The sequence below is a fragment of the Bradyrhizobium sp. Unk1 genome, from assembly GCF_059512345.1.
Genome location: NZ_JCAMOP010000082.1, coordinates 1 through 14,616, shown reverse-complemented (window position 1 = coordinate 14,616; position 14,616 = coordinate 1). Strand labels below are relative to the sequence as shown.

The following is a 14,616-nucleotide window of genomic DNA, read 5'->3' as shown; positions in this document are numbered from 1 at the left end:
GCATTCGCCACTAGCACTCTCCTCTCTAGAGATTCGAGCAACAACTAATGCGACGAATTTGCGTTCCAGATGACTAGTGTAGCTGCCGACATAGTTGCGGCTGGGCCGCTCATCGCGGGGCGAGCATCCGGTCTAACGGTGATTAACTCCTGGGCCGCACGGCCAGGCGCCGCCACGAGCCGTCACCCTCGATGCCCTCGTAGAAATCTGCAGCGCGCCCTCGATATCGCCGGCACGGATCAACTCGACCGATCGCACCGTGCGCGCAGCCAGCGGCCGATGCGCGGGCGTTCCTTTGGGCACCGGCAGCGACGCGTCGAGATCGTCGCCCGGCTCGGCCAGCACCAGCTTTCTCACCAAATCCGGCCGCGCCTGCGCCACGCGGAACGCGATGTGGCCGCCGCGCGAATGCCCCATCAGGTCGACGGGGGCGGGCCTCACCTGCTCGATGAAGGCGATCATATCGGCGACATGCTGCGCCATCTTGTAATCGTCGCCGACGGCGTCCCAATGCTCGGGGAAGGAATGCCGCAGGCTGACCGAGATCACCCGATGCGCTTTCGACAGCGGGCCGAGCACCGAATACCAGGTCCGGAAATCACCTAACGTGCCGTGCACGCAGACCAGCGGATAGCCCTCTCCGACTTCGAGATAGGCCATGTCGTAAAGGAAACGATAACGATGAAGATTGACTCGGTCGCGCCTATCTCAACACGATATCAGGTCAGGCAAACGGGAGGTTCACCTACTACTCGGCCGATGCGGGTTACGATTTCCTGCGCGCCGCCAACTACAAGCTTGGGGTATTTATCGGCTGGACCTACTACGAACAGAGCTCCGACTCGAGGGGATGTGTACAGATCGCCCACCCAATGGCTACATGCTTGTCGCCCGGCGACGACCGGGTCGTTGGCAGCCAGAATACGCAGTGGAATGCACCTCGTGTCGGCCTGAGCGCCGAAACCATGCTGACCGAGCGTTGGCGTTTGAGTACGGACGTCGCTTACTTACCTTGGACCGATTTCAAAGGCCGTAACAATCATCTCTTGCGCCCAACGACCACCTTCGCTGAACAACGGGGCAATGGTGGCGGCGGCGTCCAGGTCGAAGGCGTGCTGTCCTACTTCATCACCAAGAACTTCAGCGTCGGCGTCGGCGTCGGCGGGCGCTATTGGGCAATGTGGACCGAAAAAGACAGCGAAGTGAGATGGACAGGCTGTGGTGGTCCGGGAAACATCAGTAGGGCACAGTTTTCGAAGTTCAGCATGGAGCGCTGGGGTACTTTTTTTCAGGCGTCCTATAGGCTCGAATGAGAAGATCACGCCTGTAACCAGCTCCAGGCCTCTTCGACTCCGCGATATTGCGATAATACGCGCGCCCGTGTGCGAGGTAGGCGGGTCGTGCCGATTGACCGATCTATCTCGTACGACGCGCGGATCAGCACGGCCTAGTCCTTGTAGGGCGGGACGCCGTGCGGCGTGGGGTCTTCCGGCTTATCCGCGCTCGGCTGCTCCTGTTCGGCCTTGCCCGCCGGGGGCTTGTCCGCATGGCCCCGGTCCTCGTCCTCTTTCGGCTTGCCTGCCATGGCGCCCTCCATGTCAGCGGCGCCGGGTCGACATCGCCCGATGACCCGATTGCGAGGTTTAGCGTCTTCTCCTGCCGTTCAAGTTTCTTTGCGCAATGTTTTTGACAACCGCGCGGTCGCTCAAGCTTCCAATGATCGCATTGCGTGGTGCATGCCATTTACCCGGCTCACGCCGGAGAAGCGCTGTTGCTACGCTCTCTAAGGCTTTCGACGTTTGTCGCTGGGTTGCCATCTGCGCATAACCGTGGCCGATGCACGCGCGATGAAAGCACCACCTTTTTGCTTCGTCAACGTAAATTTCTGCGGCTAGCTTTTGGCAGTTCGGGAAAAATGTCCGGCAAGAGATCAGCATCCAAATTGATTACGTCGAGAGCAATCAGTCGCTTAGTTACTGCTTTACGCAATCGCGCGAGCGCCTCGGCGTGAGCTCATTCTACGTCCAGCTTTTTTGATTCCTTGAATTTCTTTCGGGTCCCGAACTTAACGGCCGCCAACCCCAGCGGCACCTCCTCGATTGTAACCGCGAGGCTCGAATGCATCTGGTCTGAGCCCCTCGCTTCATCCAGCAATGGGAAAGTCCCGTTTGAATATGAGCCCATGGGGCTCGGTTAAGCAATGGGGCGCGGCGCGGAGCCCTCGGCCATAGCGCAGCGTCCCGCCGCGTTGCGGCCCGGGAGCGTTGCGGTTGGCGTATTCAGTCGGAGTGAGGTCGCCCAGGGCGCTGTGCGGTCTGGCGTTGTTGTAGTCATCTTTCCAGGCCGCCAGCTCGGCTCGAGCCTGTGCGAGCGAAGTGAACAGCGTCTCATTGAGAAGTTCGTCGCGCAGGCGCGCGTTGAAACTCTCGATGAAGGCATTCTGAGCCGGTTTGCCGGGCGCGATGTAGTGCCACTCGATCTGCCTTTCCTGGCTGAAGCGCAGCACGGCCATGTCGGTCAGCTCGGTGCCGTTGTCGAACAGGCACATCGCCGGCCGGCCACGCCAGCTCACGTACGACCCGCAGGCCCGGCAGCGAGGTATCGGCGACAAGCGCCAGGCATTCGCGGGTGATCAAGCTATGGCTGCAAGCACCAGTCGAGGAGCGAGATTGCAACGGGAAATGGCGCATGAGTGGCGGTAAGAGCAACGAGCGTGGCACGCCGCAAGGCGGTGTCGCCAGCCCGCTGCTCTCCGTCATCTACATGAATCCGTTCCTGAAGCATTGGCGTCTCAGCGGTCGGCGTGAAGCATTCCGTGCCCTCCTATGCCGACGACTTCGTCATTCTCAGCCGCGGCCACGCGGAGGAGGCATTGACGTGGACGAGAGCGGTGTTGACCAAGCTCGGGTTGAGCCTCACTGTCAAGATTCCTAAGCGTCTTGCCCTGATCGATTAACCCGCTCACGACCACCACGTGTTCGTCGAATGTTTGAAACAGCTTTACGATCGAACTGTCGGCCTCGGTGTTCAGGAAAACGTCGATGGCGTCTCGTTTCCTAGCGATGCTCCTCGTGACGTGGATCGAGTAAATTGCAATGCCGTCGGCCACCATAGCGACCGACGGCGTTCCGAGGGGCGCGTACGGCAGCACCTTGAACGCCGCGTGATGAACGGCTTCGTACGCCGTCCAAGCCCACGCCGAAAAGACGCTCATCGCGGGAACATTTAGTATCTCGGCGTTCGATGACCGGTCGCGCCAGTGTACGGGTTCACGTCGCCCCTCGCGCTGAAGTTGTCCCGCTGCGTACTGTTCGGGTTCGTGGCGAGGAGAGGCGCGGTGACGCGTTGATGCGCGCTCAGTTTCCTCTCCCCGCTCATCAAACCAGACGTGCAGTTTTCCCGCATTCCGGCTTTCCGACAGGCGTCATCACGAGGCCCACGTCGGCGACACTTTGCGCACCCGGTTCAGCTCAAGCACGCCAGGGCTCCCATAGATCTCACGAAAGAACCGTCTGACGCCACGGCTGGGCGCATTGTGTCGTCTGTGCAGAAAGGCGAGCACGCGGTCGAAGACGTGCCGATCAACGACCTGATGGGCCGTGGCGAGAGAGCCATAGCTGAAGTAAGCGGACCAGCCGCCCAGAAGGCGGTTCAGTCGCGCTTGCACTTCGGGCCAGGCGCCCTTGTTGCCCGGCGTCAGAGCTCGCTGATCTTCCTCTTGATCCGCAGCACACTTTTCTTGGACGGAGCTGCACCAAAATACCAGTCCTCATTGGGGAAGCGGCGGGATCCCAGTGTGTACCCAAGGAAGTCGAAGCGTTCCAATCGGGCGTTCTTCACCGAGGTTTTCGCCTCGACGCGTCAACGCCGCTCCACCGGCCCCAAGCTTTGATGACGCAAGTGATCTATCGCTTGCTGTGCGATACCTTGAAACTCTTCAGATATTGCTGAGCCGATTGCTTTTGGATCGAATGCAATTTCGACATCTGAATCGGACAAAACCCCGGCATTCCGCAAAGCATAAGCCATTCTCGCAATCGCCCAAAGGGAGGCGCGCGCAACGGCCTCGCTTTGTTTAGCCTGCTTGAGAACGTCGACCATCATTGGGATTTCATCGCGCTTCATAGCATTTCGCTCCTAGTTAGGCTGGCACCGTCTTTTGGATAGCGGAAAAAACGGCTGCGCGACTACTGGTCCCGGCCATATAACCCTTTTTGGCCGCGTCTTTAATGAGCAATTAGTTGAACCGGGTTGTGGCACTTGCCCCGAAGCGGCGGATCAAGGGCGCCGGCTTCGAGAACAGCCTGCTCGTGATCGACCTGCAGCGCGAAATCCCCGAAGCGAAGGAGCCGCGTCGTATCGCGATCGGCGGTACTGCCCCGAGCAACGTCACTCAGATCGAGTCCGAAGCCGCCTGACCGAACGTAAGCGGCAAGCTGCGGCCGGCAGGCGGCGTGGTTCCATGGCATAAGGGCGTCGATTTCGCTGCTCGACCAGCCGTTGGCGCTGCAGCGCTAGGCTGAGCCAGGCGAACGGATCGACGTTGTTCATTGTCGCCGTCTGCAGCAGTGTTGAGATGATGAGCTTCTTGCAGAGAAGAACTTCCAATTTGACGTCGATCTTGCGGAGGGAAGATTCAATATGAAAAAGAACTGCACGACCGTAAGCGGCGCGTCGAATTCGGCGAGGGACTTCTCGCAGCGTCCTACAAAATAAACGATGTCCTAAGCGCTGTCCGCTCACCGGCAGCATTTGGAAAGGAGGGATCTTCGCCCTCAGCAAGAAGAGGATGAGCCGAACGTGGCCAGGAGGAAAGGTGTCTATTTCATTCCATCGGAACGGCTGACAACAACGCAGATTGCCCTATTCCGACACACGGTGGGGTCTAAGATTAAAGAAGCAATCGAATTGGCGGACACCGCACTGGGAGCCGCGCTGGAAGCGGCGTCGCAACCGAAGCATTAACGCCGCCGGATGCCACGCGTTGCTGCTCCGTCATCGCGTTGCTGAGCCTGTTGAGAGGCCCGCCCGTCTCCCCAGCGGATCGCTCGATGCGGCCTCCCCCGGCTGACCAAAAGCCCGGTCCAAATACTGGCGATGGTTTGTCCCGTCGATCATCCCCGTTCATTCGGACCCATAGTAGAAGTTAGCGGCACGTGGCCCGGCGCTTTAAAGTGGACCGATGAGCGCTGTCCTTGCTACGCACCGCTAACTTCACCACGGTGAGCCTCAAGAAGAAGCTGACCGGAGGATGTATCGTTCGGCGAACGCCCTAGCACAACTACCAGAACTGGTCGTAGCCAGTGATTGATCAATCTCACACCGCAAGCATCGCGGGCGCACCGCGCTTGCGAAAGTCTCACAGGCATCCCACCCGAACCGGTTGGCACTCACGCGATCCCCCTAGAAGATCGCGTATGCGTGCAGCGATCTTCCGTGCCTCCTTCGGCCCGAGATTGGGTTTCATGCAATCAAGTATGTCTACCATTGCCTGAGCCTCCTCCGCATCAAATGTTGCAACTTGGCGATCTGATAGATTCAGAGACGGATCGGCCGCCCGAGCCTGATTGGCTGCAAGCACCGCGAGCGCTTGCGACCGCAGGGACGTGATGTGCCGCTGGAATACGTGCATCGGTTGGCCCGTACTGCCCTATGGATTTGAGCCGCTAACTTCGGTGGCCAGCCCGTCCTCGAAGACTGAGGCTGGCCACCTTCGCTCCCGAGAGGCTCAGATTCTCAAGGGCGCGATCAAGGAGTATCGCTGAGAAGGACTGGAAGCACCTACCTGAATTGGCGGCCGGTCGAATTGACTGCCCCGGTCTAAGCTAGTGCCTCAGGCTTGCAATTTGGGAGAGACTCAAATGGCCAAATGCGCACGCATTCGTTACGCCAACAAGGCGGACAGAAAGAATCCTCACGAAAGAATAACACATGTCGGCGGAGTAAACCCCGATGTGGAAGCGATCGATCGACCAGGTTGTCAAAGATATCGAGAGCGCCGAATGGGAGTTCTATGTCGAAGAAAATGGACGCAGGGTTGGTGTGGTTTGCGCCACGCACAACGGGCACAAATACATCAAGACGACGGCCGACGACGTTCAACCAGACAATGTTCTCCCGCTTCTAGCCGAGTGCCCCGGATGATCTTTGTCTCAGCGAACGTAAACAGCGCGGTGGCGACTGGGCGCCGGTCAGCTGGGATGGATCGGATGCTGTCCCTATCGCGCCCGCGCTGCCGGAGAAGTTAGCGGCAGCGTGGCTCGGCGCCAAAAAGCCCACGGATACACGGGGCTGCGCTGTCCCTGCAACGCACCGCTAACTTCAACACGGCCAGCCTTCCATCTGGTAGCAAAACTGACCGCGTCGCCCCCCGCGGGAGAGTCTAGCCCACAGGGTGCCACCAAGTTGTATCGGCGAAAAGCCTGTCTGGCACCCACCAGAATCGGTCGGTCACGCTCCATTCGAGCAATACCAGTGGCAATATGCCCACCTTCAGGACTTCAGTGCTCGCCGATATCACCTTTTCCTCGCTGTTCTATGATCCGATGATCACCTTCAAAGCCCCGATCTCCGCCGCGCGCGTGTCGTAAGCGTCCGTTATCACGTCGAGCTAGAAGCGATGTGTGTCGTCGTTCCGGTCCAGACTAGTAAAACGAATTATCCATCATCGCAAAACGGCGCCATGGTTAGTACTATCGGCGAGCGGCGGAAGAGGGGGGAGCATGAACAGGCGATCGGCCGCTCGCGCGGTGGCCGGACCACGAAAATCCACGCGCTGAGCGCCCTGATTGCCGACCTCGCGCATTTCATCTCACTCCAGGCCAGAATGCAGATATTGCCGCAGCGCCGGCCCTTTTGAAACTCGCGCCCCCCCGTGTCTACCCTCATTGGGGACAAAGGCTACGATGGCGACGGCTTTCGCGCCGAAATCATCAGTCGCGGGGCCAAGCCCGTCATTCCAAACAAATCCAACAGGGTGACCCTCCACAGCTTCAGCAAACGCGCCTACAAAGGCCGCAATGTTATCGAGCGCTGTTTCTGCCGGCTCAAGGACTTCAGGCGTGTGGCAACTCGCTATGACAAACTTGCCAGAAACTTCTTGGCTGCCGTCCACCTCGCCGCCGTCGTCGCCTATTGGATCAATTGAGTCTGAACCCTAGCTAGTACGATCAGGGCGCCGGAGTGCAAGGTCCGCACCGATCCCCTCAGCACTAGCCTGAAGGCGAAGTCTGCTCGCTTCCAAATCCGCTAGCCGCGGTCACATTGGCCCCCCCCTGAAATTTGAACGACTCCGCGTCGTGAAACAGTGCCGTCGCATCGCCCGTGACAGTATGATCCTCGTTGCGGCCGAGATCCAGCTTTCTCCCCCTTCCAGTTGCAGGCGAGAAGTCGATCTTCTTGAGATCGGCCCAGACCGTATTTGGCGTTAGCACGGACTCGAAGAAGTAGAGCTTTTGTTGCTGATCGGCGACAGTGCGCCAACGAGTGGAGGAGACGTACGGCTCGTTTGGCATCTTGATGCCGTAGGGAACCGACACATTGCGGATCACACTGAAGACGCTCGCCAGAGCATGGTTCCGGTTTTCGTCCTTCGGAATCGCGTTGACGTAAAATTCTGCGCGGGCGAGGCGATCGGAGGAGCGATTCGTGCCGGGCAGGAACGAAGTACCGCCAATCTGCTCCCAATAGCTCTTGAGCGCGAGACGCGGCCGTTTACCACGATGCTGGCAAGCTCCTTGACTGAATCCAGGAGCCCATCGGCGCTCAGCCTCATTTTGCGAATCTCAAGATGACGCTGTAGTCCTCCACAGCCCGCCTCGTGTCGTTCAAAATGAGGTCGCCCGATTGCAGCCAGGCGTGGGCACTAAACGGTGGCTTCTTCATACCCACGAGGAGCTCGAGCTATGCGATGTAGGGATAGAAAAAAGATATCCCCCCGCGGAATCCTCAAGGCAGCGCGGGCGGCGAAACCGAAGGTTCCGAAGATGTTGGAATACGCTGGCGTAGCAATGGATTGTTTCGCCTCTCACGGATACGGGTGCCGTACCGTGACGTGAGGCACGAAGAAAGTCGAGTTGACGAGCGATGTTCTGGCTGCGAATGAGGCGAGCAGCATGAGCCGCACGCGCATAGTGCCACACCAGATGGAGGGGCGGGACGAAGCTGGCAGTTAATTCAGACAATCGCGCAACTTTGCTGTCGTCTCAGTCAGCCGTTCACGCTCCTCCGGACAATACAGATCTGGTAGCCATGCTGTAACGATTGGATTGCAGGTCGAGGATCGGCGCGTGGCGGCTGTCTGGCGATCATACAGCTCCGCTATCCAAGGTTGAGCGCGGTAGCTGTCGCGCTGGTCTCGATGAAGCGGAAGCTCATGTCCGGGTTCCGGAAAAGATCGCGATCGACTTCCTAAGAAACAGCCGGATCGGAGTCGCCTGGAACTGCCTGTAACTCGAAGCCGCGAGTTTTGGTTCGGCGCTGAAGGGTAGCGAGGACACGGCCGCGATGTTGCTGCTCATAGTGATCCGCACCAGGATCTCTGCAGAGCATGCCGTGCCGGAAGGTCTTAAACTGCGATCTTGCGGGCGGTCGCTCAACGCCTTTAACTTACCCATACGTGAGGACAGTCGGCGATAGAATGCACCGAGCGCCGTATCGCTCCGCCCGACGGTTGTTACTGCCAGCCGCAACAGTGCGACTGCCCGACTGGACGATCTCCGTGTGCGCCACGAGAACACCTTGCAGCTAGAGACTTGGTAGCCTGGTGCAGGCACAGCCAGGAGGCGAAGTGCTTGGGCCTCGGTCGAAGCGGACGCCAAATGCCCACGCTGCTTAGCTTTACATTTCTGCATCTGAAATGCGGGTCAGCATCCTCACGTGCGGTCCCGCCCGTTTGAAGATCGGCTCCCAAAAGGCATAGGCGTTCTCGACGAAACTCTCGGTTACGGTGAACTTCGTGAGCGCGCCCCGATATGCGGCCTGTCGCCGGCAGCCCTGCCCCTCGACAAGATGCCAGATGAATTGAGCGACCTGGCGTGCGTATGTGCTCGGACGACCTCGGTGGTTGGGTACAATCTCAAGCCGCATGGTCGCGGCGTCACGCGTCTCCGGTTCGGTGATATTAGCAAGCCAGATGAAAATTGATGGATCAATGCTCGCGGCATAGCCGTCCCGCTTGAGCTGCTGATTGATGATGGAGAACGCGCTGGCGGCTTCTCTGAAGCATTCGCTCAGGATGAAGTTCGCCTGATTCTCCAGCTTTCCGCAGCGAAGATCGTCCAGTAATCTGACCGCCTCGTCAGTGAGCCGCCGCATATATCGCGGTTGCGGCTGCTTTGCGCCGTCATTTGGTTCCTCCTGCACGAACAATTCGACCGCATCGGCGTGGAACTCTGTTGCGGCTTCTTTGAGAACGGGCAAAAACTTGCTTTCAAGGCAGGAACCGCCGACGTCTTTCGACGCCGCTTCATTCAGGCTGGCTTTGAGGTTTTCAGAAGCCCTGTCTTGAGAGTCCTCGACAACCTTTACCATCATCTCGGTGGTACTGTCGCAATCTATGAGTTCGTCCTTACGCGGCGCCGCCGCATTCCGAGATTCAAGCACCGCAACGTGAATCGGAGGGGTCGCTTGCCTTGCAAGGATTGTTTGATCAGACGTATTCGCGCCTATGTGCTCCGAGCGCGGATTGGAAGGAGCAATCTCGCCGGACAACACAAACAGGCCATTGTCAACGGCTCGGCTCGCCGCCGCGGTAAGATCCACCAGCGAGCGTCGCGCACAGCGCATCTGCCTAGTACGCCGCTTTTTCGCTTGCGTGTGGCTCATGATCTGATGACCTCTCGACAAGCTTTTTCAAGACCCAGCGCCACAGCTCACGAACTTCCTCCGAGGCTCTTCCCTCTTGTGCAAACTCGGTCACGCCTAATCCTGCCCCAAGCGCGTCCTGGTGGTCATTGCGCTGTCCGACATAGGGAAGCGCAAGCACCCCGAGCGAATTGAGCGACGTTGCAGCTTCACTCAGGCGACAGCCCCGCGCTGGCGTCTGATTGAGGACGAAAGCAAATCGGCGGTTGAGCCTACGAATAGCAATCAGCGTCGGTATCGCAGCTTCGATGTCGGCCGGACTCGGACGCACCGGGATCAGGCAAAGATCGGCCCTCGCGATGGCGCGCATGGCCAGTGCATTGTTTGTGGCGGCGGTATCGATGACCGTAAGCGAGATCCCCTCAGCTTCAAGGCTGACGAGCGCCCCTTCTATTTCGGCGGGATGGGCGACCCGAACGACCCGCGGATGAGGATGGCCGCGCCGCTCTATCCATTTTGAAATCGTGCCTTGTAGATCCGCGTCGACAATTGCGACGCGCTCCCCGTTCCCCACCGCTGCGACTGCAATTCCGACCGCCAGCGTGCTCTTGCCGCTTCCGCCTTTTTGGGTGACCAGAGCAAGGACGTACATTGCCTACGCGTCCAGACAACAACGACATGAAACGCACGATTCGTCGAAAACAATTAGCTTACCAATCGGTCACCTACCATTTCCCATCGTGAATCGCATCAACAGCGGCGTGGAACTCACAGCCAAATCAAGCCCACCCACTAACGATATACCGCGTGATACCTCGCCCAAGGCCAGCCGGTCCATACAATGCACCAATCGCGGGCATCCCACGGCGAAGCCCGAGCGTTTGAAGATGGTGCAACGTCCGCTCGAAGTTTGCGGACCGCCGGATAGATACCGCAATAAAATCGATCGGCCTCCGACGCTGTCGAGATATCCTTGTCCTTCGACCAAGTTCGCCCACTTCACAGACCACCGTTTGTGACACAGAAAGAATAGTAATCGCGTCCAACAGCCGGAGTAAGCCTACAAGATCATGTAGTTGTAGTACTGCTGTTTACACGGCTTTCTCCTGAAGACCGTCGCTGACACCGGTGAAGCCATGTCGACAGTTGCCAGCGCAATTCGGCGCCTTTGGTGCCGACGCTTTCTTGCTCTTCTGGTGATCATCGCGGTCATTGCTTCTATCGCGGTCCTGACCAGCCCCCAGCTTGGCGCGACAATCGAAGCTCTGGAGCCGCCTGGTCTCCCTGAGCCGGTTCTCGTGAGCGAGCAAGTTTCGCTCGATCAGGGCTGGAACGCCGAAGACGCCGATCGATTCCATCACAAAGCCCAGGGCACGCAGACCTTGCCAATCCCGCTGTCATGGTTTCTCGCGCTGGAAGCGCCGCAGAACTCGCCCTTCGCTATGCCCTTCTTCGAACGCGAACGCTTTGCCGACAACCGCTATTTACTGCGGTTTGGATTCATAAAATCTGCTAAAAGCGAGAACAATGAATACGGTTTGCCGATCGGATTTGCGTATTCGCCGTTTCAGTCGATCCGCGGACTTGCGCGTAAGGACACTGCCGTCGGATTGACCTGTGCCGCGTGCCACACCGGCCAACTGATCTTCAAAGACAAGCGCTATGTCATTGAAGGCGGCCCCGCCGTAACCGATCTCGGTCAGTTGACAAATGCGCTCCGCGCCGCGCTCGCACAGACCGCCTTGTCGGCAAAGTTGCCCTTCTTCGACGGTCGCTTTAGGCGGTTCGCGAAGCGCGTTTTAGAAACCGAGTACAGCGATCTGACACGCGTTCAACTATCCAAGGAACTCGATGGAATACTTGGTGCTCTGGTCGATCAGCCCGCTGGGATCGACGTCACGGAAGGGTTTACCCGCCTCGATGCGCTCAATCGCATCGGCAATCAGGTGTTCGCACTCGACAACAAGCGCTACGGCAACTACGTCAACATCAACGCCCCTGTCAGCTACCCGCACATCTGGACATCATCATGGTTCGATTGGGTGCAGTACGACGCCTCAATCATGCAGCCATTGGTACGCAATGCCGGCGAGGCGATGGGTGTTTCCGCGGAGCTCAACCTCACGGCACCGCCCAAGCAGGGACGCTTTGCCAGCAGCATCCCCTTTGATAATCTGCACTGGATTGAACGAAAGCTCGCTGGAAAGGACCAGCCGCTGGTGGCGAAGGCCTTCACCGGGCTGAATGCGCCAACTTGGCCCGACAGCTTTCCTGCGATCGACAAAGCCAAGGCTGCCGTGGGAGCCCAACTCTACGATAAATATTGCAGCGGCTGCCATCTTCCAGCGCTGACCCCCGACATCGTGCACGGCAAGGCCCCGGACTCGGAGTTCTGGAAGAACTTCGGCCCTATCCGCTGGCGCGGCCGGGATGGGCAGGAGAAGCAGACGAAGGAATCCGTACTCAACGTCAAGATCATCAAGCAAAGCCATATCGGCACCGATCCGGCCCAGGGCGACGTGCTGCGCAATCGCACCGTTGACACCGCCGGCAGCGAACTGGCCCGGGCGGGCCATAGCAGCCCAGGACTCGGCCTCGACATCGATGTCTGCCAACGGAAGGCTGACAATACGCTGGATACGATCCAACTCTCGGACCATGCGATGCAACTCTACGCGCTTGCGCTCGGCGCCGTGGTCCAATCCAGCATCGACGAGTGGCTTCGGTCGACCGGGACCGTCCACGCGGAGATCGAAGGCGATCGGCCGAACTGTCTCGCGGCAGGTTTCGGCTATAAGGCGCGTCCGCTGAACGGCGTATGGGCGACTGCGCCGTTCCTGCACAACGGCTCGGTGCCGACGATCTACGACCTTCTCAGCCCGGTTGCAGAGCGCCCGAAAGTGTTGCTGCTCGGTGAGCCCAGCTTCGATCCTGTCCGCGTCGGAATCGTGGCGCGGACCGCCGCTCCCAAAGGCAGGACCTACGACAGCAAGGGCTACTTCATCCTCGATACGTCGAGGCCCGCCAATCGCAATACTGGCCACGAATTCTCGAACGACAAGCATGAGGGTGTCATTGGCCCTGCGCTGTCTCCCGAGGAGCGCAACGCGATCATCGAGTTCCTGAAGTCGATCTGAAATTGATTGGGTCAGCTCCAACTGGAGCAGCATCGAAGACCATCTCGCTCCCGCAGGGGGAAAGGTGGACGGAAGCCAGGATCGACCGACCAGGCGAAGCTTTTCTCGAGTTAGGGTGCGGCGGCAATGGCGGAACAGAAACAGGGGCTGGCGGCGAAGTTCTTGAAATGGATGATCGCCAAACATCCGGATGCGTTGTTCGCACTAATTCGGCGCGTCAGGCCCAACCTAGCGTTGGGCGCCGCGGGGCCCGTGTTCATCACCCGCTTCCCCGACGTGCAGGAAGCGCTGAGCCGGCCCGACATCTTCAACGTCACCTATGCGCCGATGATGGACCCTTCGGTCGGCCCCTTTATGCTCGGCCGCGACTGCACCGAAATCAACCAGCGCGACAAGGGTATCATGCGCGCCTTCATGCGCATGGAGGATCTGCCGGCAATTCGCCAGAAAGTGCGCAGCCTCGCCAATGCGTCCGTCGAAAAGCAGCTCTATACCCAGAACCAAATCGACGTGGTCAGCACGTTGTCGCGCCTGGTCCCCATTCAGCTGACCGGAGAATATTTCGGCTTTCCCGGCCCCGATCTGGCGTCGATGTTCCGCTGGTCGCGCGCCACGCAGTACGACATGTTCCACAACCTGGACAAAGATCCGAAGGTGCATCAGGACAACATTGACGCCGGGCAGGAGATGCGCACCTACCTGACACAACTGCTCCCGCAACGGCGCGAGCAACTGAAAAATGGCGCGCCGCTCGACGACGTGTTCAGTCGCTTGCTAAAAAGCCATTTTGACGATTCGATCGGCTTCGCCGACGAACGCATTATAACCAATATGATGGGCACGCTGGTCGGCGGAATCGAGACGACCTCAGCGGCCATCGTACAGCTCCTCGAGCAGTTGTTCATACGTCCGAAGATCCTGAAGAAGGCGATCGACGTCGCCTGCAGCAATAACGATCAATTGATGTATCGCTATTGCTGGGAAGCGCTGCGCTTCAACCCGATCAATCCGTTCGTGGTGCGCCAGTGCCGGACCGATTACCGGATTGCAAAGGGCTCGCTGCGCGCGGCAACAATCAAGGCCGGCAGCACGGTGCTGATCTCGACCCGGTCGGCGATGCGCGACGGCTTGCAATTGCCGGCGCCGTCCAGCTTCGCCGTCGACCGCCCGGAGTCGGTCTATATGCATTTGGGCTACGGGATGCACACCTGCCTCGGCGACCAGATCAGCCGCATCCAGGTTCCGGAAATCGTTCGTCGCATCCTGCAAATCCGGGGTGTGCGTCCTGCCGCGGAGATTGACTACGCAGGAGGGCCGTTTCCGGAGCGTTATCCGATCACCTACAATACGGCCGCCTGAAGGGCGGACTTCCCAGCAGCGAGCCGCGACTAGCGACTGGTCTGCAATATCCAGCGGCGAGGCGATTGCCGTTAGCACTTCGCGAATGGTTTGAGCATAGTCGCTCCAGTGCCAGACCAACCTAGATCGCTGGCGCGCCGGTTTGAACGAGAAAGTCATTCGACTTCAAGAGGAATGGCGCAGCCACCATGTCTCGTGCCCAAGCGCTTTGCGAGAGCCCCGAAATATGTTCCATTCTCCTAGTCATCTGGAACGCAAATTCGTCGCATTAGTTGTTGCTCGAATCTCTAGAGAGGAGAGTGCTAGTGGCGAATGC

Annotated in this window: 12 protein-coding genes and 6 pseudogenes; 6 read left to right on the top strand and 12 right to left on the bottom strand. The window is 58.9% G+C overall.

The annotated features are described in order from the left end of the window. Positions 1 to 163: 163 nt before the first annotated feature. Positions 164 to 660, bottom strand: a pseudogene (locus AC5ZFO_RS45595) (alpha/beta fold hydrolase); the annotation flags it as partial. Between the two features lie 56 nt (positions 661 to 716). On the opposite strand from AC5ZFO_RS45595, the gene AC5ZFO_RS45590 reads away from it, so the two are divergent. After that, a complete protein-coding gene (locus AC5ZFO_RS45590; protein ID WP_496123959.1) occupies positions 717 to 1,313 on the top strand; it encodes an omptin family outer membrane protease in 597 nt (198 codons plus the stop codon). Positions 1,314 to 1,447: 134 nt separating this feature from the next. Here AC5ZFO_RS45590 and AC5ZFO_RS45585 read toward each other — a convergent pair whose 3' ends face one another. From AC5ZFO_RS45585 to AC5ZFO_RS45565, 5 genes and pseudogenes are all read right to left on the bottom strand, one after another. Next, a complete protein-coding gene (locus AC5ZFO_RS45585) occupies positions 1,448 to 1,585 on the bottom strand; it encodes a hypothetical protein (protein WP_496123958.1) in 138 nt (45 codons plus the stop codon). 558 nt (positions 1,586 to 2,143) lie between these two features. Beyond that, positions 2,144 to 2,630: pseudogene (locus tag AC5ZFO_RS45580) on the bottom strand (integrase core domain-containing protein); the annotation flags it as partial. A gap of 161 nt (positions 2,631 to 2,791) precedes the next feature. Further along, a complete protein-coding gene (locus tag AC5ZFO_RS45575; RefSeq protein ID WP_496123957.1) occupies positions 2,792 to 3,214 on the bottom strand; it encodes a hypothetical protein in 423 nt (140 codons plus the stop codon). Positions 3,215 to 3,427: 213 nt separating this feature from the next. Beyond that, the gene (locus tag AC5ZFO_RS45570; protein ID WP_496123956.1) at positions 3,428 to 3,667 is read right to left on the bottom strand and encodes a group II intron maturase-specific domain-containing protein; all 240 of its coding nucleotides are present in this window, start codon (positions 3,665 to 3,667) and stop codon (positions 3,428 to 3,430) included. Between the two features lie 194 nt (positions 3,668 to 3,861). Further along, entirely contained in the window at positions 3,862 to 4,125 is a 264-nt protein-coding gene (locus AC5ZFO_RS45565; protein ID WP_104465738.1) for a hypothetical protein, read from the bottom strand. A 116-nt stretch (positions 4,126 to 4,241) separates the two neighbouring features. Here AC5ZFO_RS45565 and AC5ZFO_RS45560 point away from each other — a divergent pair, with 116 nt between their 5' ends. After that, positions 4,242 to 4,418: a hypothetical protein gene (locus AC5ZFO_RS45560; RefSeq protein ID WP_496123960.1), complete on the top strand. Its 177-nt coding sequence runs from the start codon at positions 4,242 to 4,244 to the stop codon at positions 4,416 to 4,418. A gap of 30 nt (positions 4,419 to 4,448) precedes the next feature. Here AC5ZFO_RS45560 and AC5ZFO_RS45555 read toward each other — a convergent pair. Next, a pseudogene (locus AC5ZFO_RS45555) lies at positions 4,449 to 4,578 on the bottom strand (transposase domain-containing protein); the annotation flags it as partial. A 1,374-nt stretch (positions 4,579 to 5,952) separates the two neighbouring features. On the opposite strand from AC5ZFO_RS45555, the gene AC5ZFO_RS45550 reads away from it, so the two are divergent. Continuing rightward, entirely contained in the window at positions 5,953 to 6,144 is a 192-nt protein-coding gene (locus AC5ZFO_RS45550; RefSeq protein ID WP_496123955.1) for a DUF3892 domain-containing protein, read from the top strand. A 568-nt stretch (positions 6,145 to 6,712) separates the two neighbouring features. Beyond that, a pseudogene (locus AC5ZFO_RS45545) lies at positions 6,713 to 7,147 on the top strand (IS5 family transposase); the annotation flags it as partial. 64 nt (positions 7,148 to 7,211) lie between these two features. Here AC5ZFO_RS45545 and AC5ZFO_RS45540 read toward each other — a convergent pair. From AC5ZFO_RS45540 to AC5ZFO_RS45520, 5 genes and pseudogenes are all read right to left on the bottom strand, one after another. Then, a pseudogene (locus AC5ZFO_RS45540) lies at positions 7,212 to 7,706 on the bottom strand (linear amide C-N hydrolase); the annotation flags it as partial. Positions 7,707 to 7,770: 64 nt separating this feature from the next. Next, positions 7,771 to 7,890: a lasso peptide biosynthesis protein gene (locus AC5ZFO_RS45535; RefSeq protein ID WP_496123954.1), complete on the bottom strand. Its 120-nt coding sequence runs from the start codon at positions 7,888 to 7,890 to the stop codon at positions 7,771 to 7,773. Positions 7,891 to 8,409: 519 nt separating this feature from the next. Then, positions 8,410 to 8,803: pseudogene (locus AC5ZFO_RS45530) on the bottom strand (IS110 family transposase); the annotation flags it as partial. 35 nt (positions 8,804 to 8,838) lie between these two features. Continuing rightward, on the bottom strand, positions 8,839 to 9,825 hold the full coding sequence (locus AC5ZFO_RS45525; protein ID WP_496123953.1) for a hypothetical protein: 987 nt from the start codon (positions 9,823 to 9,825) through the stop codon (positions 8,839 to 8,841). Further along, complete coding sequence (locus tag AC5ZFO_RS45520; RefSeq protein ID WP_496123952.1) at positions 9,791 to 10,456, bottom strand: nucleotide-binding protein; 666 nt, start codon at positions 10,454 to 10,456, stop codon at positions 9,791 to 9,793. The genes AC5ZFO_RS45525 and AC5ZFO_RS45520 overlap by 35 nt, the downstream gene beginning before the upstream one ends. Positions 10,457 to 10,940: 484 nt before the next feature. Here AC5ZFO_RS45520 and AC5ZFO_RS45515 point away from each other — a divergent pair, with 484 nt between their 5' ends. Both AC5ZFO_RS45515 and AC5ZFO_RS45510 read left to right on the top strand, forming a co-directional pair. Then, complete coding sequence (locus tag AC5ZFO_RS45515) at positions 10,941 to 12,941, top strand: di-heme-cytochrome C peroxidase (RefSeq protein ID WP_283023156.1); 2,001 nt, start codon at positions 10,941 to 10,943, stop codon at positions 12,939 to 12,941. 126 nt (positions 12,942 to 13,067) lie between these two features. Beyond that, complete coding sequence (locus AC5ZFO_RS45510; RefSeq protein ID WP_283023157.1) at positions 13,068 to 14,300, top strand: cytochrome P450; 1,233 nt, start codon at positions 13,068 to 13,070, stop codon at positions 14,298 to 14,300. The last annotated feature ends 316 nt before the right edge of the window (positions 14,301 to 14,616 follow it).